The organism is Longinema margulisiae, assembly GCF_025266855.1.
Classification (GTDB): domain Bacteria; phylum Spirochaetota; class Brevinematia; order Brevinematales; family Thermospiraceae; genus Thermospira.
This window is the reverse complement of the sequence record NZ_CP053071.1, coordinates 1,995,096-2,019,425: the sequence shown is the minus strand read 5'-3', so window position 1 is coordinate 2,019,425 and position 24,330 is coordinate 1,995,096. Positions and strand designations below refer to the sequence as shown.

General features: G+C 45.7%; 20 protein-coding genes. 15 read left to right on the top strand and 5 right to left on the bottom strand.

Features of this window, described 5'->3' with window-relative positions; genetic code table 11:
* The gene (locus tag BREVNS_RS09035) at positions 1-384 is read right to left on the bottom strand and encodes an isoamylase early set domain-containing protein (RefSeq protein WP_483426684.1); all 384 of its coding nucleotides are present in this window, start codon (positions 382-384) and stop codon (positions 1-3) included.
* Between the two features lie 1,294 nt (positions 385-1,678).
* Here BREVNS_RS09035 and BREVNS_RS09030 point away from each other — a divergent pair.
* The 11 genes from BREVNS_RS09030 (at position 1,679) to BREVNS_RS08980 (ending at position 15,345) form a co-directional block, all read left to right on the top strand.
* Positions 1,679-2,827 (top strand): ankyrin repeat domain-containing protein, encoded by a 1,149-nt coding sequence (locus tag BREVNS_RS09030; protein WP_483426683.1) that lies wholly within the window; start codon positions 1,679-1,681, stop codon positions 2,825-2,827.
* A 161-nt stretch (positions 2,828-2,988) separates the two neighbouring features.
* Positions 2,989-3,600: a dTMP kinase gene (gene tmk / locus BREVNS_RS09025; RefSeq protein WP_483426682.1), complete on the top strand. Its 612-nt coding sequence runs from the start codon at positions 2,989-2,991 to the stop codon at positions 3,598-3,600.
* Positions 3,600-5,174 (top strand): hypothetical protein, encoded by a 1,575-nt coding sequence (locus BREVNS_RS09020; protein ID WP_483426681.1) that lies wholly within the window; start codon positions 3,600-3,602, stop codon positions 5,172-5,174. Before tmk ends, BREVNS_RS09020 begins: the two co-directional genes overlap by 1 nt.
* 909 nt (positions 5,175-6,083) lie before the next feature.
* The gene (locus BREVNS_RS09015; protein WP_483426680.1) at positions 6,084-7,295 is read left to right on the top strand and encodes a polysaccharide biosynthesis protein; all 1,212 of its coding nucleotides are present in this window, start codon (positions 6,084-6,086) and stop codon (positions 7,293-7,295) included.
* Positions 7,296-8,319: 1,024 nt separating this feature from the next.
* The gene (locus tag BREVNS_RS09010) at positions 8,320-9,567 is read left to right on the top strand and encodes an ISNCY family transposase (RefSeq protein ID WP_483426679.1); all 1,248 of its coding nucleotides are present in this window, start codon (positions 8,320-8,322) and stop codon (positions 9,565-9,567) included.
* A 58-nt stretch (positions 9,568-9,625) separates the two neighbouring features.
* The gene (locus BREVNS_RS09005; protein WP_483426097.1) at positions 9,626-10,825 is read left to right on the top strand and encodes a transposase family protein; all 1,200 of its coding nucleotides are present in this window, start codon (positions 9,626-9,628) and stop codon (positions 10,823-10,825) included.
* A gap of 163 nt (positions 10,826-10,988) precedes the next feature.
* Positions 10,989-11,579: an imidazoleglycerol-phosphate dehydratase HisB gene (hisB, locus tag BREVNS_RS09000; protein WP_483426678.1), complete on the top strand. Its 591-nt coding sequence runs from the start codon at positions 10,989-10,991 to the stop codon at positions 11,577-11,579.
* Positions 11,580-11,587: 8 nt separating this feature from the next.
* Positions 11,588-12,217: an imidazole glycerol phosphate synthase subunit HisH gene (gene hisH, locus BREVNS_RS08995; protein WP_483426677.1), complete on the top strand. Its 630-nt coding sequence runs from the start codon at positions 11,588-11,590 to the stop codon at positions 12,215-12,217.
* Positions 12,214-12,933: a 1-(5-phosphoribosyl)-5-[(5-phosphoribosylamino)methylideneamino]imidazole-4-carboxamide isomerase gene (hisA, locus tag BREVNS_RS08990; protein WP_483426676.1), complete on the top strand. Its 720-nt coding sequence runs from the start codon at positions 12,214-12,216 to the stop codon at positions 12,931-12,933. Before hisH ends, hisA begins: the two co-directional genes overlap by 4 nt.
* The gene (gene ispG / locus BREVNS_RS08985) at positions 12,930-13,997 is read left to right on the top strand and encodes a flavodoxin-dependent (E)-4-hydroxy-3-methylbut-2-enyl-diphosphate synthase (protein WP_483426675.1); all 1,068 of its coding nucleotides are present in this window, start codon (positions 12,930-12,932) and stop codon (positions 13,995-13,997) included. The genes hisA and ispG overlap by 4 nt, the downstream gene beginning before the upstream one ends.
* A 13-nt stretch (positions 13,998-14,010) precedes the next feature.
* Positions 14,011-15,345: an alpha/beta hydrolase gene (locus BREVNS_RS08980; protein ID WP_483426674.1), complete on the top strand. Its 1,335-nt coding sequence runs from the start codon at positions 14,011-14,013 to the stop codon at positions 15,343-15,345.
* On the opposite strand, the gene BREVNS_RS08975 is transcribed toward BREVNS_RS08980, so the two are convergent.
* From BREVNS_RS08975 to BREVNS_RS08965, 3 genes are read right to left on the bottom strand one after another with little or no spacing between them, the layout of a single operon-like run.
* Positions 15,327-15,746 (bottom strand): acyl-CoA thioesterase, encoded by a 420-nt coding sequence (locus BREVNS_RS08975; protein ID WP_483426673.1) that lies wholly within the window; start codon positions 15,744-15,746, stop codon positions 15,327-15,329. The two genes, BREVNS_RS08980 and BREVNS_RS08975, sit on opposite strands and share 19 nt — an antisense overlap.
* A gap of 9 nt (positions 15,747-15,755) precedes the next feature.
* The gene (locus BREVNS_RS08970) at positions 15,756-16,331 is read right to left on the bottom strand and encodes a DUF4416 family protein (protein ID WP_483426672.1); all 576 of its coding nucleotides are present in this window, start codon (positions 16,329-16,331) and stop codon (positions 15,756-15,758) included.
* Positions 16,332-16,344: 13 nt separating this feature from the next.
* The gene (locus tag BREVNS_RS08965) at positions 16,345-17,913 is read right to left on the bottom strand and encodes a TonB-dependent receptor (protein WP_483426671.1); all 1,569 of its coding nucleotides are present in this window, start codon (positions 17,911-17,913) and stop codon (positions 16,345-16,347) included.
* A 428-nt stretch (positions 17,914-18,341) separates the two neighbouring features.
* Between BREVNS_RS08965 and purH the strand changes: the two genes are divergently transcribed.
* The 4 genes from purH to BREVNS_RS08945 are packed head-to-tail and all read left to right on the top strand — an operon-like array spanning position 18,342 to position 23,287.
* Positions 18,342-19,889, top strand: coding sequence for a bifunctional phosphoribosylaminoimidazolecarboxamide formyltransferase/IMP cyclohydrolase (gene purH, locus BREVNS_RS08960; protein ID WP_483426670.1), 1,548 nt, complete (start codon positions 18,342-18,344; stop codon positions 19,887-19,889).
* A 25-nt stretch (positions 19,890-19,914) separates the two neighbouring features.
* Positions 19,915-21,387, top strand: coding sequence for a phytoene desaturase family protein (locus BREVNS_RS08955; RefSeq protein ID WP_483426669.1), 1,473 nt, complete (start codon positions 19,915-19,917; stop codon positions 21,385-21,387).
* Positions 21,388-21,389: 2 nt separating this feature from the next.
* Positions 21,390-22,235: a phytoene/squalene synthase family protein gene (locus BREVNS_RS08950; RefSeq protein ID WP_483426668.1), complete on the top strand. Its 846-nt coding sequence runs from the start codon at positions 21,390-21,392 to the stop codon at positions 22,233-22,235.
* Entirely contained in the window at positions 22,232-23,287 is a 1,056-nt protein-coding gene (locus tag BREVNS_RS08945; RefSeq protein WP_483426667.1) for a polyprenyl synthetase family protein, read from the top strand. Before BREVNS_RS08950 ends, BREVNS_RS08945 begins: the two co-directional genes overlap by 4 nt.
* Before the next feature lie 151 nt (positions 23,288-23,438).
* On the opposite strand, the gene BREVNS_RS08940 is transcribed toward BREVNS_RS08945, so the two are convergent.
* Complete coding sequence (locus BREVNS_RS08940; protein WP_483426666.1) at positions 23,439-24,329, bottom strand: sugar ABC transporter permease; 891 nt, start codon at positions 24,327-24,329, stop codon at positions 23,439-23,441.
* Position 24,330: the final 1 nt, after the last annotated feature.

Below are 24,330 nucleotides of genomic sequence, written 5' to 3'. Positions count from 1 at the left end.
CTATTTCTCCTGACCTACTACGACAATAACAGAATTATACCCACCAAAACCATCTATCTCCACATCCGGATTTTCTGGATCGGCAATCCAGAAACCATCCATGACAAATTTGTAGGCATACTTTCTTCCTCGAACCAGAGAAAGGCTCACCCTCCAGACTCCATCATCTCCTTTGACAAGAGGGGTACTCTCTGGATTCCAGCCATTAAAGGTACCGGCAATCGTCACCGATTCAGCTTCAGGAGCGTAGAGAGAAAAGATGACCATATTCCCGCTGACCACAGGGGCATAAGGACCTCGAATCCCTTTTGCCCGGGGAAGATTCACCGTCTGATTTCCACACGCGAAAAACACAAGACATACACCAAGAAGCCACTTTTTCATTCTGTCCTCCTTGCAAATTCTTCATGACATCAGTATAGCCAAAACTCACATTTTTTTCAAAAATAAGAGTACTGTACGAAGGGGAAAAAGTCTCAAAACTGTCGTTCCACATATGAAACTGAATACCTATTTTCGCATTTCCTGTGAAGGGACATAACATAAAAGCTTTCTGTTCTGGTGCCTATTCAAAAAAGTTGCGCTTAAAAGCATTACGGCAAGATAGGGCTATTACCCTGTTTCAGCTAAACCATGGTTCTTTGCTGAAACAAGGTCATAGCCCCCGGGCCCTGGTGTCTTGGAAAGTCTCCTTCTTGCTGAAACATCGCCATAGCCCTCGCCCCTGCCGCGGTGCGCCCTCAGAGAAACCCCGTGGGAACAGAAGCCCTGTGGGCTGGTGGGAGAGGGCCATGTTTTTTGCTCCCCTTTTTTTCTGTAACCCCACTTCGACTTCGCTCAGTATCCGCCTGGGCGCTTTTGCGGTTATGAAAAGGGCCCTTTGGTTTCCGACGGGAAAGTCCTTCCGACGGGAGGGCACAGGAGGTGCCCGGGGCGACCTCTTCTGTTGCTCTGCCCGAAAAGCCCACCGAAGCGTAGCCGCGGGGCCCCGCTTTGGCGGGGAATCGGCAGAGCGAGGTGGGCGCTATGCTTCCGAAGTCAGGAGGACAAGTTGAGGTCACCCACGGAGGAAGGACTTGCCCTGGGGAGTGGGATTTCTCACTACCCCCAAAAGCGGCCCATGTTCCGTCCTCGTCGCATGCGTAGCATGCGACGAGGACAAAACCCTTCTGGAGCCGCTGCAGGGGCGGGGTGGGGCTTTCAAAAGGGACGAAGCCCCTTTTGCCCCGCGCGGGAGCGCTTCGTGAAAGTAAGGAAGATGAATAACAAAAAGAACCCAAAACTGAAAGAGAAAAGATGGTCGAACAAGTATTCAGTTTTTGTGTGAAGATAACCATTCTGTATGAATGTAGAACGAAAAAAAGTCTCAAAACCATTTTGAGACCTTTGCACATTCGTGCAAAGGTCTCAAAAAAGTAATAAAGAAACAAAAATTAGTATCAAAATGTCCCTTGCCGTAATAAATAAACCGATTTTTTTGAATAAAAAAGACAAAGCAGCCCTTGTGAACAGAAAAATCGGGGTTTCAGGGGCGCAGCCCCTGACCCAAACAGGGGAAGAAAACACCCATGCAAGGGTCTCATTTTCTAAAAAACATTTCAAATATTGCAAAAAATTCTCATTCCCATTATCCTACTGCTATACAAATCCTCCCTGAGGAAAAAAATGGAGGTGTTTTATGAAACACACAGTAAAAATCTTTCTCGCCGTGCTGGTCGGAACCTTGGTTCTGGGGTGTAACTCGATGAGACCAGAAGAAAGACAGGCTCTTCTTCTCAAGGCAAGCTATAATGGGGACCTCGCCACGGTAGAAAAACTCCTCACTGATGGGGTAGATGTCAATGCTCGTATGGGGGAAGAGGGATACTTTGCTCTCCAGGCAGCCGCCAACAACAACCAGCTCGCCGTGGTCAAAAAACTTCTTGCCGCCGGTGCTGATCCTCATCTTCTCTCCTATACCCTGTGGAGTGCGTTAGGCGAAGCCTGTTATGAAGGTCATATCAATATCGTGTATGCCTTGGTAGAACATGGGGTAAATATCGAACAAAAGATTACTTCCAATCAAGCCACCGTTCTCTCCATTGCAGCCAGCCGGGGACATAGTGATATTGTGAGCTACCTTTTACAGAAAAAAGCCAACACTGAAGCCAGGGATAGTGAAGGTTGGACCGCTTTGTTTTTTGCCATCAGAAACAACCAGAAAGAAATCGTACAACTCCTTGTAGAAAACAAGGCCAATGTGAATGCCACAGCGGATGATGGTTATACCCCTCTCATGTGTGCCGCCCGCTGGTCAGATGTAGAAACCATCCAGTACCTCCAGTCCAAAAATGCTCAGGTGAAAGCCAAAGACAAAGATGGCTGGACAGCCCTTTTCTATGCAGCCATGGGTGGAAGTCTTGAAAATGTACAATATCTTGTCGAACAAGGTCTGAACATCAACGACAAAGAATCTGATCTCTGGACACCTCTCTTTCTTGCCGCCAAACACGGTCATCTCTCCATTGTCAAATATCTCGTTGAAAAAGGCGCTGAAGTAGATCCTGTGAACAATAAAGGGTGGACTCCTTTCTTCCACGCCTGCAGAGAGGGTCACTACGAAATAGCCAAATACCTCCTTGAGAAAGGAGCCAGTATCAACAGAAGATCCAAAGAACAGGTGACTCCTCTGATGCTTGCCGCCTATGGGGGCAATCTCCAGATTGTCAAACTCCTTGTGGAGAATGGGGCTAACGTCCATGCCAAAGACGAAGATGGAGAAGAGGCTATTGATTGGGCAAGAGAAGCCAAAAACACCCAGATTGTGAATTATCTGAAGCAATTTTAGACATAACACAAAGGCTATATGGGGACTGTGGCAAAAAACACCACAGTCTCCTTTTTTTGATTATCCGCTCTCTGAACACAAAATCTCTTGCCGTATTCTCTCAATTCTTGCCAAAAAAAGCTTTTTTGCCTACAATAAGAAAAAGAAAAAAGGAAAAAACCATGTTTATCACCTTTGAAGGTATTGAAGGATGTGGTAAATCCACACAGGCACGGCTGCTTTTTGAAAGAATACAAAAAGAAGGCTTTCCGGTTCTTCTCACCTACGAACCAGGAGATACACAGGTTGGAAAAAAACTGAGAGAAATCCTTCTCTCAGAAAAGATGGATTCCCTCACTGAACTTCTTCTCTTCCTTGCTGACAGAAGGGAGCATGTGATTTCTCTCATCAAGCCTGCCCTTCTTAGTCAAACCATTGTCATTTCAGATAGATATATCTATTCTACCTTAGCCTATCAGGTCTATGGAAGGGGACTCAAAAAACACTTTGTTGACACTCTTCATGGAGAAATTTTGGACAATACCTTCCCCGATAGGATTTATATCCTTGATCTTGAGGTGGAGAAAGCCTTTGAGAGAAAGAAATCCCATACCTTTGATCGAATCGAACAGGAGTCTATTTCCTTCCACCAGCGAGTGAGAAAGGGCTTTTTAGAACTCTCGCAGGAAAATCCCAATGCCCGTGTCCTTGATGCCACTCTCCCCGTTACCCATCTTCATGAAATCATCTGGGAAGACATTCACCCACTCCTCACCACACGGAGGAAAAGCTGATGGAAAATAGTGTATGGAAACTTTTCCTTGACGCCTATACCAAAATCCAGTGGAAAACCAATCTCCTTGAAAATCAATGGCCATCCATAGAATTAGCCCGTCTCAGTCGTCAGATTGAAAACGAGTTTTACTACAAACGCTTTCTCAGGCGTTTTCATCTCCCCTGGGGGAAAATGTTTTTTTACCAGCGGGCAAGAAAAAAACACCCTGAGGATTTTCCTCCTCTCATTAGATGGGAAAATCTCCGTATAGAAACAGCCGGGGCTTACCCGGCAGGTAACCTTCTTTCACAAACAGAACTGATAGGGTATTTCCATGATATTTCCTCTCAGTTTTCCCCTGAAATGGGCACCCCCCCTTCACCCCTCGCTCCTCTCTGGAAAGTGATAAACGAAACACTAAAAAGCATGCTCTCTGCCTTTCAACAATCCCCACGTCAACCCTCCTGGTTCACAGATCTCAGTCATCTCTCTTCTGACCTCTTTGCCTGCTATGATCTTGCCCTCTATATAGCTCAACTCTGGCAGTATGCCTCTCAAAACAAAATCTTCTTCCTCAGGTCTGGACAAATTCTCTGGTGGTGCGAAAAGAGTTATACCCTCGGTACCAATATTCATAGTATTCTCTCGAAAGAAGGGCTTTTGGCCATCACCATCTCCTCTGAAAAAACCCTCTATACCGCCTTCCACGTATGGCTTGAGAAAATGCGAGAGCTAAGACTTCGTCTTCTTCTTGATATGTATCAACCTCTTTTTTCTGATGAGCACCTTTCTCTTCAGGTGATTAACGATGAGATTGTCATTGAGGATCTCTCCCCTCTCCCACCGACATGGCTTTCTCGTCTCTTTGATAGACTCTTTCCACCCCCCCAAGTGCCTCGTATCGCCACCTTTCGCCATCCCCCCTCTCGACCAGAACCCGCCTCTCGACCTCTCCCTGAGATGGTCCAGGAAGTTATCAGCAGGCCATCCCCTGAAGAACTCGATTGGGAGAGTGTTATCTTTGAAGCAAAAGATTTTCTGAGACTCAGGCAACTGCTGAAGGATTTTCTTTCTATGATGGTAAGTGACCTCTCACCAAAATACAATAGTCAAGGACAACTCATCGAAAGTAAGCACCTCTTTGATCAGTTTGATGTCCCTCCTCTCATGCGTCGTCTCGAAAGGGGGCGTTTCCTGCTGAAAGGGAAAATCAAAGGGCTCTCTCCCCTTGAACTCCAGGAAAAAGACGACCTTGTCATCAAATCCACTCACTGGCTTTATGATAGAATCCATGATCTCTTAGAACGCTATAGTTTCTCCCCCACGGGAGTACGTGGAGAGCAGGGAAGACATTTTGCTGAAGAGGTCCAATCCCTTTTCACCACCTCCAGTGAAGAATACAATGAAATACGAAGATATGGCACCTTCACTCAATTCAGGTTCAATGTCAAAAGGATTTTCTCGTCCTTGAGTATCCAGACCCGTTATTTAACCCACATCTCCCAGATTGAGAATCTTCTCTCCAAGATCAAGGAAACCATAGCCACAGAAGAAATACGTCTCCTCAAAGCACGACCCTCCTCTCAATCGTAAGGATGATGCCCTTTTGAGCCATTTCTCAAGACCGACGTGTCATTCCACATATGAAACTGAATAGCTATTTCCACATTTCTTATGAGCAGGGAAACAACACAAAAGTTTTCTGTTCTGATGCCTATTGAAAAAAGTTGAGTTTGAAAGCATTACAGCAAGAGAGAGCTATTACCCTGTTTCAGCTAAACCATTGTTCTTTGCTGAAACAAAGTCATAGCCATCGCCCCTGCCGCGGTGCCATATCCAAAAAGCCTCTTCTGAAAAAGAAGCCCTGCGGGCTGGTGAAAGAATGCCTGGTTCTTTTATCACCCCTTTTTTTCTGTACCCCACTTCGACTTCGCTCAGTATCCACCGGGCCGCTTTTGCGGTCGTGTGCTCTTTGTTGTAAGGTGGAAGTCCTTCCGGAGTGAGGGTGCAGGAGGCACCCGGGGCGACATCTTTTGTTGCTTTTTCTCAAAAGCCCACCGAAGTGGAGCCGCGGGGACCCCGCTTTAGCGGGGAATCGGCAAAGCGAGGTGGGCGTTATGCTTCCGAAGTCAGGAGGACGAGTTGATGTCGCCCACGGAGGAAGGACTTCCCCGGAAAGAGATGAGGTCTTTCTACTTGCCCGCAAAAGCGGCCCATTTTCCGTCCGAGGCGCATGCGTAGCATGCGACGAGGACAACGCCCCTTTTGCCCCGCGCGGGAGCGCTTCGTGGAAAAAAGGAAGATGGGTAACAAAAGAGCCTAAAACTGAAAGAGAAAAGATGGTTAAACAAGTATTCAGTTTTTGTGTGAAGATAACCATTCTGTATGAGTGTGGAACGACACAATTTCTCAAGACCGACGATATAAATTTTCCTCTCCCCATTGCTTTTTTTCCGCTTTTTCCTTATACTCAATGGGAGAAACACTTCCAAAGCAGGAATCATGAGAGCAAAAAACTTTATAGGAAATACGCTTCTTTCCTTGGCTGGTTTTGGTATCCTGACGTTAGCGAATTTTGTCTATAGTATTTTCACCGTTCGTCTTTTGTCTCCCGAAGCCTTTTCCGCTTACAACACCTTTTTTTACTTTCTGTTAGCTCTTCCGCTTCCTTCTTTTCAGCTCGCGGTTGCCAAGGCTACAGGAAAACATTCCCTCCCTCTCCGTTCTGAGGTGGCTTTTCTTTTCCCCTCTCTTCTTCGATTAGCCCTCTGGTCTGCCTTAGGATACATCGTGCTTTCTCCTCTTTTGTGGTTTCTCTACGGACAACAATATCCCCTGCTTCTTCCCCTGGGCCTCCTGGTATTAGAAGGCTGGGTGTGGCTCTCCGGTCTCAGGGGAATCTATCAGGGAATGCTTCGTTTTGATATGTTCAGCCTCAATATGGGGATAGAGGGGATATCAAGACTTCTTGCGGGCACAGGGGCTATGCTCTTGGGTCTCAGTGCCTATGGGGCTCTCGGGGCTTCTGTGGTGAGTGGTCTTGTTGGGATAGGGATACTTCTTCTTCCTCTTCTCTTTTCTCAAAAGGATGAGAAGGTGGCTTTCCCGGAGAAAGAACTTCCTCTTCTTCGTCCCTTTCTCCAGGCCCTTCTGGTCCTTTTTCCCTTCGGGATTTTAGTTGTCCTGGATCAGACGATGATCAATCGTTTTCTCCCAGAGTATGGAAAAATAGTAAACCTTTCCAGTCTCTTTGGCAAGAATTTGATAGCCCTTTCTCTCACTATTGCCCATGTGGTTTTTGCCTATGTGGTCAAAGAGGGTGAAGATAGCTTCTTTCTGCGGGGAATGGGCATCATTGTGCTTCTTTTTGGTATGGCGTATCTTTTTGTGCTTATCACCGGCAAATGGCTCTTTGGTTTTCTTTTTGGTTCTCCCTTTGGGTATGAATTTCTCCCTCTTTACATTGGCTATTGTCTTCCTCTTGGTCTTTTGCAACTCATTGTCAACTATAGTGTCGCTGAAGAAAACCACTGGATTATCCCTTCTCTCTGGATCTACAGTGGAGGCATAGCAATACTCATGATACTTTTTCTTCGTGTGTTTCCCCTCTCTCTTGTTCAGTGGTATCTCTTTTTTGGAGGTATTCACTTCGTTTTTGTTCTTGTTCTCACGGTTCTCTTTCTTTTTATGAGAAAACTGTCGTTCCACATATGAAACTGAATACCTATTTTCACATTTATTATGAACAGGGAAATAACACAAGAAAGCTCTGTTCTTTCACTCTTTTTTTCTGTACCCCACTTCGACTTCGCTCAGTATCCACCGGGCCGCTTTTTCGGTCGTGTGTCTTTTGCCGCAAGTGGGGAGCCCTTCCGAAGTGAGGGTGCAGGAGGCACCTGAGGCGATATCTTCTGTGGCTTTTCCCCATAAGCCCACCGAAGCGGAGCTGCAGAGGCTTTTGCTGAGACATGGTGATAGGGCTTTTCATTCTTCCCTGGGGTAGAGGAAGCTCTTTGCTATCACCATGTTTCAGCTTAGGAGGAGGTTTTTTGCTGAAAAATGGTAATAGCAAAAGACATATGGTGTTTATATAGATAGAGGTTAAACGTTTAACCGATGTGTTGTTTAGCTGAAACAAGGTCATAGCCCTGGGTCCTGTGGTCTCAGAAAGCCCCCCTTGGGGCTGAAACATCGCCATAACCTCCCCGCCCCTGCCTGCGGTGTCACCTGAGAGACGCCCCTGCAGGGGACACGTGCCCCGCGGGCTGGTAATGGAAGCCATCGTCTTTTCACCACTGGCCGAGCCACAGGAGGTGGCGAGGAAGCCCGGGGTCAGACAGGGAGGGCTGTCTCCGGGTGGCTACAGAAGAGAACAGGACTACAGGTTTTTGTTCCAGCCCGCACCACGGGAGACAGGTCGGTGGCTACAGAAACTGCCGCAGGGGCGGGGTGGGGTTTTCAAAAGGGGCGAAGCCCCTTTTGCCCCGCGCGGGAGCGCTTCATAGAAGAAAGAAGACGGATAACAAAAATAGCCCAAAATTGAAAGAGAAAAGATGGTCGAATAAGTATTCAGTTTTTGTGTGAAAATAACCATTCTGTATGACTGTGGAACGACATTCTTTTTATGAGAAAACCTTCACGGCTTACCCCTGTTAAAACTCATTTAAAATGACGTGTTCTATCGCAATAGAAATGTCGCCTTTTTAAAATAAGGGTAACCACGAAGAAAGGGGTTACCATGAAAGAGGTGATACGTATGACGAAAAAGGCGATGGAAAGAGCGAAGGTGATGGAAATGATCAGGACGAAGAAAATCACCCAGAGAAAGGGTGCGGAGAAACTTGGGCTGAGCGTGAGACAGGTTCAGAGGATTTACAAGAAATACCTTGAAAAAGGTGATGAAGGGTTAAATCATGGGCTTTTAGGACGCCGTGGGAATAACAACAAGGACGAAATCAGGGAATTAGCTCTTGAACTTTACAGGAAAAACTATCAAGGGTGGGGTGCGGTGTTAGCAGCGGAAGAGATCGCAAGGGAAACGGGGGCCAAAATATACCCTCAGACGCTCTATAGATGGCTTCGTGAAGAAGGATTGTGGGAAAGACGGAAAAAGACCCCAAAGCACCGTCTACGAAGGCCGAGAAAGGCTTCTTTTGGGGAAATGATTCAGATGGATGGAAGTATTCATGATTGGTTTGGGGATGGAAACAAATATTGTCTTACGAGCATGGTAGACGATGCGACAGGCAAAACCTTTGGTCTTTTTGCGACAGGTGAAACCACAGAATTGTCGCTGCAATGTCTTTACGGATGGATATCACGCTATGGTATTCCAGAGTCGATATATACTGACAGGAGGAGTGTTTATTACACCAAGCGACAAAAGACCATAGAAGAAGAGTTTGAAGGGGAGGAAGCGCTTACGGAATTTGGAAAAGTGTGTAAGGAATTGGGAATTGAACTCATTTTTGCCAACTCACCGCAAGCGAAAGGGCGAATTGAACGCTCCAATGGAGTTCATCAAGACAGGCTTATTAAACTTCTCAAGCATAGGGGAATAAAGACGATAGAAGAAGCGAATAGGTATTTGGTAGAGGAGTACTGGGACAGGCACAATGCCAAATACAACAAAGAACCTCTCTCAGAGGAAGATCATCATGTTCCCCTTCTGGAAGGGCAAAACCTCAAGGATATGGTATGTTTTTCTGTGAAGAGGAAGATATCAAGAGACTATGTGGTGAAACATAAGACGAGGTATTTTCAGCTTCCAAGACAAAAAAGTATAGCCTTGAAACCTGGGGATAGGGTAACCATCAAAACATGGTTAGATGGTTCTGTCCATATTTACAAGGAGAATGTGGAACTGGAGTACTACGAGATAAGCTCCACAGGGCACAAAATCTCCTCCACCCTCTCCCAGAAGACGACATTTCTATTGAGTCCTGTCGTTCCACATATGAAACTGAATACCTATTTTCACATTTGACAAAGAAGGGGCAACGAAGGGATAATAAGGAGGAACTATGAAGAGGAGGAAGAAGTATATGGTTAAATCGAAGGTAAAGAGATTACAAGGATTCTTTGTTCAAGTTCAGAAAAGGGAAATTTCTTTAGGTTGGGTGGCAAGAAAACTTGATATAAGCCGATCCTGGGTTACCGTTTTGTATCAAAGATTCTGTCGAGGAGAAAATCTTGTTCGGCAAAGAACATCCAGAAAGTCAAAGCTTGAGCAAAAGCATATAGCCCTTATTCTTGAAACATACGAAGAACTGGCCATTGAAAAAGAGAATAAACAGAAAGAGTACCCTTCGGTAAGGATTCTTTCCAGCACCTTATATGAGCTTTACAAGGATTTTCCTAAGGTTTCAGATGAAACTATTCGGAGAGTGCTAAAAAAATTCTTTGTCCATTATCCTGAGCGAGCAAGGCATCACTACCGCAAAAGGTGGCAGGCAGAAGCCATAGGCGAGATTGTGCAGGCAGACGTTTCCATTCACCCATGGCTTGAAAAGAAACCCGCTTTTCCGCTCCTTTTGATTATGGACGACCATTCTCGTTATGTTCTTGCTGCTAAGTTTTTATCCCAGGACACAATAGAAAACCATATGCCAGTTTGGCAGGAGGTTTTCTCTGAGTATGGTTTACCCTACAAGGTGTACTATGACAATGACCCAAAGTACTCTAAAAAGAATAATGGCCTCATAGCCACTGCGTTTGAGGAACTGGATATTTGTGTCGTTAATTCCAGACCTTATCAACCCCAGGGCAAGGGGAAAATTGAGCGTAAAATCCAGACATTCCAGAAACAACTCACTTTTTACCTCAAGAAAACCTTGAAAAAGCAACGCATTGAAACCCTGGAACAACTGAACTGGATTTTGAGAGAATATGTCATAGAGCACAATAAGACGCCTTCTCGAGCCCTTGATGGACGAACTCCCGAAGAAGTATTCTCAGAGGCTCGTAGAAAGCCTCAGAAAGACCTTTTTAAGCCCTTTACAGCCACCCCTGAACAGTTTGAAAAGGCTTTTGCGTTTCGAGCTTTTCGCAGGCTGGATAAAACTTATGAGGTTTCGTATAACGGCCATAAATATCGGGTTCCAAAAGAGAATGCTTTTCGGGTATTGCCTGGCGTCAACATCGAAGTAAGAGAATTCCCAGGGAAATGGGTGAAACTGTTTTACAAAGGTGAGGAGATAGCCCGTTATCCATGGAAAGAAAAAGTTGAAAATTCCACCAGGTAGAGGTACACTTATGAGGTATTCAGTTTCTATGTGGAAATACCCCTTCTGTTAATGTGTGGAACGACACGACATTTCTATTGAGTCGCGAGACTTCACGGCTTACCCCTTGACAAATAAAAATCTTGCCTTAAAATAAAAGAGGGGAAAAAAGAAGGAGAGCCATATGAGACAGGGGACATTTTCCCGCAAGACACGGGAAACACACCTTGACCTCTCACTGGACCTTGATGGCAACGGCACCTATGAGATCAATACGGGGGTAGGCTTTTTCAACCACATGGTGGAGACCATATCCCGTCACAGTCTCATCAATATCTCTCTCAGTGGAAGTGGCGACATCCATGTGGACTATCACCACTTGGTTGAGGATTGCGGTATTCTTCTTGGTCGTTCGGTGATGCACCTCTTGGGAGACAAGCGGGGAATCAGTCGTTTCGGATGGGCCATTATCCCCCTGGATGAGGCTTTAGTAGAGGTGGCCATTGACATCAGTGGACGACCCTTTTATGTGTCAAATCTTCGAAATTTTCCCGGCCTCATAGGAACATTTGATATGGAATTAGGCGATGTGTTTTTTCAGGGCTTTGCCTCAATGGGCTATACCCTGCATGTACTTGTCCAGCGGGGAGAAAACCGTCACCATATTCTTGAAGCGACTTGCAAAGCCTTTGCCCATGCCCTGAAACAGGCTATCCACATCGACAACGAACACCCTTCTCATCTCCCCACTACCAAAGACTACTTCGAAGCGTAGGAAAAGCCATGATTGGGATTGTTGACTACGACATGGGAAATATCGCCAGTGTATATAATGCCTTTCGTCGTATTGGGGTTCCAGAAGAAAAACTCTCCGTGATGAGAACCGCCAGGGAAGTAGCCTCAGCTGAGGCTCTCATTCTTCCCGGTGTTGGGGCCTTTGGAGATGCCATGAAACACCTTCGAAACCAGCACCTGATTGAAACCCTCGAAAACCACGTAGCAAACAAAAAGCCTCTTTTAGGAATTTGCCTTGGGTATCAGCTCCTCTTTGAAGAGGGGGAAGAAGGAGAAAAAACCACAGGACTTGGTTTTGTTAAAGGGCGCGTCGTAAGATTTGAGATAGATCTCCCCGTCCCCCATATAGGATGGAGTACTACTATCATCAAACAGGAAAAAGAAATATTTGACTCTATCCCTCAGAATGTGTATTTTTATTATGATCATGCTTACTATCCCGAAGTTGAGGAAAAAGAAGTGATTGCCTGCGAAACGGAGTATGGGATCCGATATACCTCCGGCATCCAGAAGGATTTCATCTTTGGTTTTCAATTTCATCCAGAAAAAAGCCATAAATTTGGTCTTCGTCTTCTTTCGAACTTTCTTTCTATTCTATCAGAGAGAGGCATTGTATGATTATCATACCAGCAATTGATATCAAGAACAAAAAGTGTGTCCGTCTCGTTCAAGGGAACCCTGAATTTGAGACGGTGTATTCGGATGATCCTATCTTTCAGGCTCAATTCTGGGAAAGAGAGGGTGCAAAACGTCTCCACATTGTGGACTTAGATGGGGCTTTCAACGGAAAACCTCAAAACCTTGACCTGATTGAAAGGATTGTCCAGGAGGTCAATATTGAGATTGATGTCGGGGGAGGTATTCGCGACAACAGGGTGATTCGCGCTCTGCGAAGTCGTGGGGTCCACAAGGTGGTTATCGGAACCGCTGTGATAGATAACCGTAAATTTGTTCGAAACCTCTGCAAGAGTGACCCTGATGGGGTGGTGATTGCTATTGATGCCTCCGATGGGTTTGTCGTCAAAAATGGATGGAAGGAAGTTACCTCCACCCGCGCGGTAGATCTCTTGAAGGAGATTGAAGACTTTGGGGTATCGGAGGTCATCTATACCGACATCAGTCGTGACGGAACCCTTGAAGGTCCCAACTACGATGCCCTTGAGACCATGCTTACGGTTTCTGATATCCCGATTATCATGTCCGGTGGTATTTCTTCCCTTGAGGACATCAAAAAGCTCAAAGAATATGAACCTATGGGACTCAAAGGGGTTATCATCGGCAAGGCTCTCTACGAAGGTCGCTTCACCCTCCGTGAAGCTCTCGAATACGCATGATCACACGCCGGAAAACCCGCAAGATCTATGTAGGCCCTGTGGCTGTTGGAGGAGATGCCCCTATTTCCATCCAGTCTATGACCAGTGTTCCCACCGTTGATGTCAAAGCGGTTTTGAACCAGCTTCATCGACTGGAAGAGGTGGGGTGCGATATCGTCCGATTAGGTATCCCGGATGAAGCAAGTGCTTACGCTGTTGGGGAAATCAAAAAACATACCTCCCTTCCCTTAGTGGCCGATATTCACTTTGACTATCGTCTTGCCCTCATATGTATCCAGCAGGGGATTGACGGACTCCGTCTCAATCCCGGCAATATTCGCCAAAGAGAACATGTCGAAACAGTGGTCAAAGCCTGCAAAGAGCGTCGTATCCCTATCCGCATCGGAGTAAACTCAGGGTCCATTGATAGATCTCGTTACCCCCACCCCACAGCTGAAGCGTTGGTGGATTCAGCCCTGAGGCATATCCAGATTCTTGAGGAGCTTGATTTTTTTGATATCAAGGTTTCTCTCAAATCCTCTGATGTTCCCACGATGGTAGAAGCCTACCGCCTTTTTGCCACACAAAGAGACTATCCCCTTCATCTTGGTGTCACCGAGGCCGGTCCTCTCAGTCAGGCCCTCATCAAAAGCGGCATCGGTATTGGAAGCCTTCTTTTAGATGGCATAGGGGATACTCTCCGGGTTTCCATCACGGGGGATAACCTCGAAGATGAGATTGAAGCCGCCAGGATCATCCTTCGAAGCCTCGGTTTACGCAAGGAAGGGATAGAAATCATTTCATGTCCTACCTGTGCTCGCAAGGAATTTGATGTAGCCAGAACTGTGGAACTTTTCCAGCAAAAGACAAGACATATCAGAGAGTACCTCAGGGTGGCCATCATGGGATGTGTGGTCAACGGCCCGGGAGAAGCCCTTGAGTCAGATATTGGGATAGCTATCGGTAAATCTTCCGCCATTGTCATCGAAAATGGCCAGAAAACCTCCCTCAAAATCCCCAATCCCACCCCAGAAGCCATTGCCACCGTTTTGGTAAAAGAGATAGAAAAACGCCTTCATCACTAAAAGGAGGAAAAATATGCCTCGCTTCACATCTTTTCTTCTTCTCATCACTACGCTTTTTTTTACCAGTGGATTCTCTCAAGCAGCTCAGTATATCGTTCACCGAAATTTTCCATCACAATTTGTGAGTCCCAGAACTATTGTGATATATCTTCCCCCAGAGTATTCCACCTCCACCAACCGCTACCCTGTTCTCTATATGCACGATGGTCAAAACCTCTTCGATAGTCAGAAAACAGGTCTGCGTGGAGCAGGAAGCCCCATCAAGTGGGACGTAGACAAAGCCCTCGAAAGATTGATCTCAGACAAAAAAGCCTCCCCATGTATCATCGTGGGCATCTTCAATACCACCAAACGCATTGAGGAATATTCTCCCCCCACTAACGCCTCCGGTCGCGGTCTTCTTGGAAACTATGCCCGATTTATCGTAGAAGAACTCAAACCCTGGGTTGATGCCACCTATCGTACGGACCCTTCTGCGAAAACCACAGGTATCATGGGATCATCCATGGGAGGACTAGCTTCATTCTACCTTCAGATGTGGTACCCGGAAGTTTTTGGATTTGCCGGTGTCATTTCCCCCTCCTTCTGGTGGGGAAATGAGCAGGTGCTTTCCCACATCGGGAGTTTTGACTTCAAGAAAATTGGCCTTCTCTATATTGATGCCGGCTGGAGAGAATCCGACGAAATGATGATTCCCGCAAGACATGTGTATCAAGCCCTCTCTCCCCACCTTGGAGAAAGACTCTGGTACTATGAAGATAGAAATGGAACCCACTCGGAATCATCCTGGCAAAATCGTGTCTTTATCCCCCTGCTTTTATTCCTTGGAAAGACAAAACCATCCCTTCTCAGCTGGCAGGTTCTCATTGAACCAGCCACGATAGGCATCAATGACACCAGCAGCGTCACCATTGAAGCCCTCTATACAGACAATATCAAAAGAACCTCGCTTCCCACTCTTTCGTCAAAAGCCTTCCTCATTTCGAATCATCAGATAACAGCCCTCACCGCCGGCAGTATGTCCCTCACGATTCAAAGCCCTTATGGAATGCTAACCACCAACATCTCCGTTCAATCGAAAAGCCGGGATGCTATCAGTATCAGATTTCTTTCCTCACGACCTGTGATCCTTGAGGTTTTCCGCTATGTGAGCAATAACCTCACCATACCCACAAACTTTACTATCAATCTTCTTCTCACCAATGAAACCACACTCACTCAGGTAAGGGGAACACGTTTTCACTTCCGGCTTCTTGACAAGGACCAGAAGCCCATTGAGACAAACGGAAAACCCATCGAACTCTCTGTGACGTTCACCCGTGATAGGGACTATGTGGTAGAATTCTGAGAGAGAAAACGACACAAAGCCTCCTCCACCTTCGGAGAAACAGCCAGCCTTCCATTAACGGTTGTGGTGGCGGTGACCTTTCCCTGCGCAATCAAACGTTCGTCCGGAAGCCTATAAATATCCTGATAGAAGATATACTTGAGTCTTCCCTCTTTTTCAAGCCGAAGCCTGCACACAAATTCGTCTCCACTTCGAAGGGGATGTTTATAGGCAATCTCTATTCTGGCCACAAAGGCGTCCACCCCCTCTTCATGAAGTTTAGCAAAATCAAGCCCTATGGACTTCATAAACTCATGGCGGGTATGCTCCATATAATTCTGATACACCGCATTATTCACCACCCCCTGAAGATCACACTCATAGTCTCTCACCTTGAACCCAAGTTCATAAATATAATCCATACCCTCTCCTCATGAAGGTTTTTTTTGACTCACTGTGGCTCTATGAGGAATATTTCCCCCTATGGCTTTTAACTGGGCATAATAGAGTTCTCGAATATGGAGAAGAATCTTCTTGTACACCTCACTGGCATAATCCGGATAGGTCCACGGCCAGGATTGCCAGCTTTTCTTTTGATAATGCAGCGTTACCTCGGCGTAGATCCCCTTAGCCAGATAGATCCTGTGCATCTGGTCCTTGGTGGTAGCCAGAATAAACTTGCCCATCTGCATATAACCAGGATCTAAGTTGACAAGTCGCCTTCCTTCCACAGCCAATTCCTCTTCAATGGCATTGGTGGTAAGTTTGATATCCACCAATGCCTCTGGCTGAATGAGACGCTCAAAAGAAAGAAACGTCCGAAAAATAGGAAGCCCCATCTCCTCATCATAATAATGGGTAAAGGTGAAAACAAAAGGCTCACACTCATAATCTACAGGGCCATACAAATTCAATAGTCGCTTTCTTGCTTCCGTATAACGACGCTCATCAGAGAAGAGAATCCCTATCACCAGTTTCACTGGCTCATGCTCAATGGCTTTTCCCATTCGTTATCCTACCCTACAGAAGAATACGAAGTCCCCCAACCAGCTGAAATCCTCCTTCAGGAACAGAGGGCCTGCGAAAATGATTCTGGTTGAAAAGATTCTCAAGAGACACCTCTAAGTAGAAGTCTTTCCCCAGTTGCTGGGAAAATCCAGTACTGACAACAAGGGCATCAGGAAGCTCTACACCACTCGCCACCTTTATCCTTGGATAGTACATCCCCTTCACCGTCGTTGTAAGCCCAATCTCCTGCCACTTCCACTCTAAAAGTGAAGAAAGCCCAAGGCCTCCCACCTCATACATCTCGGGAGAAAGAGGCAAGGTGTAGGAAGCCATGGTTTTCACAAGAAGCGTCTTGAGAGGATTCCAGTCAAGGGACACCTCGGTGGTGAGAACAGAAAGATTTGTGCGAATCTCATGGGTAAACATATCCATCTCGGATATATAGACAGGAAGCGCATAGGCGCTATAGAAATGATAGAGAAGCGCTCCCTTTAGCGAAAACCCTTCCACCGGGATATACTGAAGGCCAACCTGAGGAGTCCAGCGATCATACCTCACCGCTTTTGTGAAAAAGTATTGATTCTCTTCTATAAAATCCCCACCGACAAATCTCTTCCGTTCTCCATCCATACCAACACTAAACACAAACACATCGGTATAGCGATAACGAATCATCGCTAACGGATACCAGAAAAAGGAATCACGTGAAGAAAAATACACCCTTGCCCCCACATCAAGCGAAAGAGAAGTGAGAACATTGAGCCTATCTAAAAGTCCTATCTCTCCTTCGTGGAAAAGGGTGTCCTGGAAAAGATAGAGGTAGCGTCCATCTATCCTGAGAAAATTATCCTTGGCCCAATTGGCTTCATAAGAAAGAGTGGGAGAAAAATGATAAAAAAGTTGATTGGTGTACGCTGTGGTGAGAAGTTTATTGTTTCTTTCAAGATAATTCCCCTCTACGGCTACAGTAAAAAGACTATAGGTATCAGGGATAAAAGAGAGTCCTATCCTTGCCGGAAAATACCTCATTTGTTCCGAGAGAGCCTTCGCATTGGTATAGAGTCCCAGTTCTCTTGCATAATAGCCAACCTCTGTTTGCAATTCCCACTGAGGAGAGAGGGTAGCAATCACATCCACATTGATATCATCAAGCTTCAACTCGGTATTATAGAGCCTTTCATTGGAAAGGACAAGGCTTCCCCGAGAACTTCTCACATAAGACACAAGGTAATTCAATTTATCCACTCGCTTCCCGATGGTAATATCAGAAAAGAGGTGCTCACTTGTTCCGTAAAAAAGACGAAAACTGGACAATGAAAAGGAAGGCAAACGTCGCTGGTTGGTCAGTTCTACCTTGTAGTATTCACTCTTGCGTAGTCTGGAAAGCTCCGCAAGGTCCACCCTGCCAAAATCTATCTCCTGCCCGGAAAGAGTCAAATTCGTTTGATCCTGAAGTGGAATAGAGGTATCACCTTCTATCACAATCTTCACATCAGGAAGAACAATAGTCGAAGAAACCGTTTCCTGCGCAAAGCCAGTAGCGACAAAAAAAACTATTGGTATGACGATGAACTTTTTCATACTCCCTCCACAAAGCCTATATGCTTTATTATAACGACAAGGGGAAAAAGTGTCAATCACACTTCGTTGAGAAAGATATCTCACAGACCATTACACCACTTTGGTGGTATAAAATACCCTTGAGTAGAAAAACTTTTACCCTGTGGTGGTATTGTCAAACTCGCCTTTCGTTCCTATAATAAAAGCGTAAATCAAAAAAAATCAAACGACCTCTGAAAGGAGAAAAGGTCCCCACCGCCTTTTCTCCTTGCCTTAAGTACATTGCCCCCCGACCCGACAGGACTCTTCTTCCTGTCGGGTTTTTTTATTATAAGAGACACATTTACCTCCTGATAAAAAACTCTGGGCAGGAAAGAGATGTGAGGGTATTTTGTGGCAAAATTTTTTTTTCTTTCTTATAATAAAAACATCTTAAACAGGAGAAAACGGTGAAACGAGCGCTTTTTAGTCTCTATTACAAAGAAGGATGCGATACGCTAGCTAGATTTTTGGTAGAACAGGGATATGAGATTCTTTCCACTGGAGGTACCTACCGCTACCTCAAAGAAAAAAACATCCCTGTGACAGAGGTTTCTTCCATCACAGGATTTCCAGAGATTTTGGATGGTCGTGTGAAAACCCTCCATCCCATCATCCATGGTGGTATCTTAGCCATGAGGAACAATCCTTCCCACCAAGAGCAACTCCAAAGCCATCATATCCTTCCTATTGATTTTGTTGTTGTCAATCTCTATCCTTTCGAGGAAACTATTCAAAAAGAGGGTGTTTCTCTTCAAGAGATTATCGAACAAATTGATATAGGTGGTGTGGCTCTTATTCGGGCAGCCGCGAAAAACTACCATGATGTGTGTATTATCGTAGATAATGAAGATATCCCTTCTCTCATTGAGGAGATACAAAAGACTGGCTCTCTTTCCCTTGAGACCAGGTCTATCCTGGCAGCCAAAGCCTTTTCTCATACTGCCTACTATGATAGTATGATCTCTACCTATTTTCAGCGTATGGTGGGCATGAAATTCCCCAAAGAAATGGGAATTCCTCTCTATAAAGTCTCTTCTCTTCGCTATGGAGAAAATCCTCATCAGGAAGCCGCCCTTTATCGAAGTTATAGAGACACCTCCATCTCTACCCTGAATGCGGATATCCTCTGGGGCAAGGAAATGTCCTACAACAACTACCTTGATGCCGATGGCTGTCTTGATATTGTCAGAGAATTTGCAAGCGATGAACCCTTTGCTGTCATTATCAAACACACCAATCCCTGTGGGGCTTCGTATGGGCGCACTCTTCGTGAAGCCTTTGAAAAGGCAAGGGCTACCGATCCCGTCTCGGCCTTTGGTGGCATTATTGGGGTGAACAAAACAATGGATGAAGAAACAGCCCAGGCTATTGTAGAAACCTTCTTTGAGATTGTGATTGCTCCAGACTATACAGAAAAGGCTCTCGCCATCCTGCAGAGCAAGAAAAACCTCCGCATTCTGAAACTCAAAGGCACCGCCTGGGAAAAACAGGGCCTGAGCTATCGACGCATCGAAGGAGGCATGCTTGTTCAGGAATGGGATCAGATTGGCATGTCAAAGGAAAAATGGGATGTGGTAACCCTCAAAAAACCAACTATCGAACAGGAGAAAGACCTCCGTTTTGCGTGGAAGATTGCCAAACATGTGAAATCAAACGCCATTGTCTATGTGAAAGACGGCCAGGTGATCGGAGTTGGTGCCGGACAAATGTCCCGTGTAGATTCCGCACGTATTGCTCTTGAAAAAGCCAGTGCGGTAGGTCTTGATGTTCGGGGTTCTGTCATGGCCTCTGATGCCTTTTTCCCCTTCCGTGATACCGTTGATACCGCAGCTCGTGATGGTATCGTGGCTATTGTCCAGCCAGGTGGCTCTGTTCGTGATCAGGAGTCTATTGATGCCGCCAATGAACACGGCATAGCCATGGTGTTTACAGGCGTGCGTCACTTCAAACATTAAAATAACAACAGTTTCAGGAGGTTATATGGCCAAAAAAATTGTGGTGATCGGGGGAGGATACGCAGGGCTTTCTGTGGCTGCGCTGTTAGCCAAAGAGGGACATGAGGTCGCTCTCCTTGAAAAGAATACCGAGCTTGGTGGCCGCGCTCGTGTATGGAAAACAAAGGGTTATGTCTTTGACATGGGTCCCTCCTGGTACCTCATGCCAGAAGTTTTTGAACGGTATTTTGGCCTCTTCGGAAAAAAGGTGAGTGATTTTTATGAACTGAAACCTCTTGATCCTCTCTATCGCATCTTCTTTCACAAAAAAGAGATAGTTGATATTCCAGCCAACAAAGAAGGCATTCTCAAAGCCTTTGCCTCCCTTGAAAAAGAAGGAGACAGAAAGCTTGTTGCCTACCTCAAACAGGCCAAGTACAAATATGATATTGCCATGAACGAATTTCTCTACAAGGAATACAAAAATATCTTCAGTTTCCTGAATTGGAAAATGATCACCCAGGGAACCCAGCTTCATGTTTTTGCCACCCTGGATCGCTTTGTTCGAAAATATTTCCACGACCATCGGGCAAGAAAGATTTTAGAGTATGCCATGGTATTTTTAGGCAATAGTCCCAAAAACTCCCCCGCTCTCTACTCCATCATGTCCCATGTTGATCTCAACCTTGGCGTATGGTATCCCATGGGGGGAATGGGGATGCTCGTAGAAGCCATGGAAAAACTCTGCCGCCAATACGGGGTTGCCATTCACACAGGCGAAGAGGTAACCGGCTTTGAATACACAGGGAGCCGCATCACTTCTGTAAGAACACACAAAGGCTCATACCCGGCAGAGATCGTGGTATCTTCTGCTGACTATGCCCATACAGAACGAGAGCTCTTGGATTCTTCTCATCAGACCTACTCAGAGAGCTACTGGCAAAGTCGTGTGATGGCACCTTCTATGTTTATCATGTACTTAGGGCTTGGAAAACGGTTGAAAAATCTCACGCATCACAATCTCTACTTTTCTCTCGATTGGGACAAACACTTTGATACCATTTTCAAAACCCCTTCCTGGCCACAGGACCCGTGTTTCTATCTGAGCTGTCCGTCAAAAACAGATCCTTCCGTGGCCCCAAAAGGAAAAGAAAACCTCTTTTTGCTTGTTCCTATTGCTCCGGGCCTCGTGGATAATGACGAGATGCGTCACCAGTATGCTGATTATGCTCTCAAACATGTAGAACACGTGATTGGCGAATCGATCACCGATGCCATTGAGGTCAAACGTATCTTCACCGTCAGTGATTACGCCAACGATTACCACGCCTTCAAAGGAACAGCCCTCGGCATGGCTCATACCCTGAACCAAACTGCCGTGTTCCGCCCTGCCCATCACTCAAAGCGTGTTCCTAACCTCTATTATACGGGGCACTATACCCATCCCGGCGTGGGCGTTCCTATGGTGCTCATTGCGGCAGAGATTGTCTCAGGTCTCATCAAGGAGGAAGAGAAATAACGATGACTCCATCAGAAAAAAATCTCTTCACCTCCATTTTCAAAAAAGGGAGCAAGACCTATTTTAACTCAAGCCTGTTCTTTCCAAAAACGATGAGAGAGAAGGTCTTTCGTCTCTATGCCTTTGTGAGAGTGGCCGACAATTATGTGGACAGTGTTCCCCAGCAAAGGGACGATTTTTATGCCTTCAAACAGGCATACCTTGAAGCCATAAAAGGAAAACCTTCAGGAAATCCTGTCATTGACAGTTTTGTTTCTCTCTCTCAAGAGCTTCATTTTCCAGAAGAGTGGGCTCTTGCCTTTCTTGAGGCCATGGAAGCCGATCTCTCAAAAACCACCTGCCTTTCCCTTGAGGAAACCTGTCAGTATATGTACGGATCTGCTGAGGTCATAGGCTACTTTATGGCAAGAATTATGGGACTTCCAGATGAAGCCTTCCCCTATGCCGCTCTTCTTGGGAGAGCCATGCAGTACATCAACTTCATTCGTGATATAGCTGAAGATCTCTCGTTTGGTCGAACCTATTTGCCCCTGAACGAAAGCCCCTTTCCCAACCTGAAAGAAGAAACCTGTCGCGCCAATCCCAAAGCCTTTGAAGAGTATATCCACAAGCAAATCAGCCGTTACCTTGAATGGCAAAAAGAAGCCGAAAAAGGCTATACCTACATCCCCTACCGTATGCTCATTCCTATCAAAACAGCCGCTGACATGTATGCCTGGACAGCCAGACAAATTGCCAAAAATCCGTGGATTGTGTACAAAAAGAAAGTAAAACCACCAAAATGGCGTATTTTGATGCAGATATTCATAAATACCCTTTCTATTCCTTTTCATAAGAGGTGTGTATGAAATTCCTCGAGACCTACCGTCCAAAAATCAAAGAGGCTTTAGCCGAATTCTTTGACACTCAACTCCCTCACCTCTATCCTGTGAACCGCTGGGGCAAAGACGTCATTGAAAGACTCAAAGATTTTTCCCTGTCGGGAAAAATGATTCGTGGCGCTCTCATACTCTTTGCCGAGGAAATGTGTAATGGCTCATATTCTCCCAATGCTCTGAAAGCCGCGGTCAGTATGGAGCTTTTTCAAACCGGGCTTCTCATTCACGATGACATCATGGATCAGGACACCACCAGAAGGGGGAAAACGACCATTTTCTACCAGTACGCTGAACTTGCCAAAACCATGAATATCCAGCAATTCTATCACTTTGGCGAATCCATGGGCATCTGTGTAGGAGATATTGCTTTCTTCCTTGGATTTGAAAACCTTGCCAATCTTGATGCTTCCCCCACAATTCAGAACAAGATTTATCAAACCTTTTCCCGGGAGATGTGTTTTGTGGGGTTAGGACAGATGCAGGATGTGTTTTATTCCATCACAGACGAGAACCTTTCTGAAAACACCATTCTCTCTATCTACCTCTACAAGACCTCTCGATATACCTTTTCTCTTCCCCTTATGATAGGGGCCATCCTCGGCAAAGCAAAGAAGCACACCATTGCCTGTCTTGAAACCATTGGAGAAAACCTTGGTATCATCTTTCAGATAAAGGATGACGAATTAGGGCTTTTTGGAGAGGAAAGTATCACCGGAAAACCCGTCGGTTCAGATATCCAGGAAAACAAAAAAACCCTCTACTACTGGTATCTTCTCAAATACGCTACCCCAGAAGAAAAGAAACAACTCAATACCCTTTTCGGTTCCTCATCCCTCAGCAAAGAACATCTTTCGTATATTCATTCTCTCATTGAAAAGTATGGTATACAGGAGAACATCTCTCAAAAGCAACAGGCCCTGGCCCAGATAGTGAGAGAAGAAATAGCCTCTCTCCCTGTGGAAGAAAGCTACAAAAAATCCCTTGAGGAACTCTTAGCATACAACCTCACACGAAAATTCTAAAGCCCCTCTCATTCGCTGCCATGAGAGAAAATTCCTTTCAATTCGGGCTAACCCCAAACCAACAACACCTTCTTTCGCTAAAAAAAACAAAGGCGCTGCATACGCAGCGCCTTTTCATCTACCTCTCTCCTTTTGCACAAAAGAGAGAAAATTAGTCCTTCAGAGATCCCAACGTGAGGTTACCGACGATTTGCTTTGAAAGCATGGTAAAGATAATAAGTACCGGGATCGTCGTTACCAGAGCCACAGCTGAATACTGCCCCCACTTGGTATTGTGTTCCCCACGGAAAAGCATGAGCCCTAACGGAAGCGTATAAAACTTTTCACTCATAATCACCACACGGGCAACAATATACTCAGACCAGAAACCAAGGAAGGTGAAAATAGCACTCACCGCAATGGCCGGTTGCACCAGTGGCATCACCACCCGAAAAAAGGTGGTGAGCACCCCCGCCCCATCAATATAGGCCGACTCCTCCAGTGAGCGCGGAATGGTATCAAAAAACCCTTTCACAAGCCAGGTGGTAAAGGGAATAGAGGTGGCCACATACGGAACCGTAAGAGCCATCAGATGATTCATCAGTCCGAGCTTCCCCATCAAAATATAGAGGGGCAAAAGAATCATCGGTGCAGGAAACATCTGCGTCACTAACAGAAGAATCATCAGCGGCCAGCGCATGGGAAACCGATATCTGGAAAGCCCATAACCCGCGAGAAGAGCACAGATCACTGCCACTAACGTTGAAATAAGAGACACAATCAACGAATTGAACATCCAGAGAAGAATAGGCTTGGTTCTGAATGCCTCAATATAATTCTGGATTGTGGCATTTTCCGGCCAGAGACTAAAAGGATCTGGCATAATCTTATCCCCAGGTGTGATAGAAGAAAGGAAAATATAGTATATGGGGTATGCCGAAATAATAGACATAATGATGAGACTGATATACACATAAATAAGCGTGGCTGTAGAATCCTTCCTGTCAAAAAAGAAGGAGCGATCGATGAGTTTCTTTTCTTTTTTTCCCTTCGCCGTAGCCATA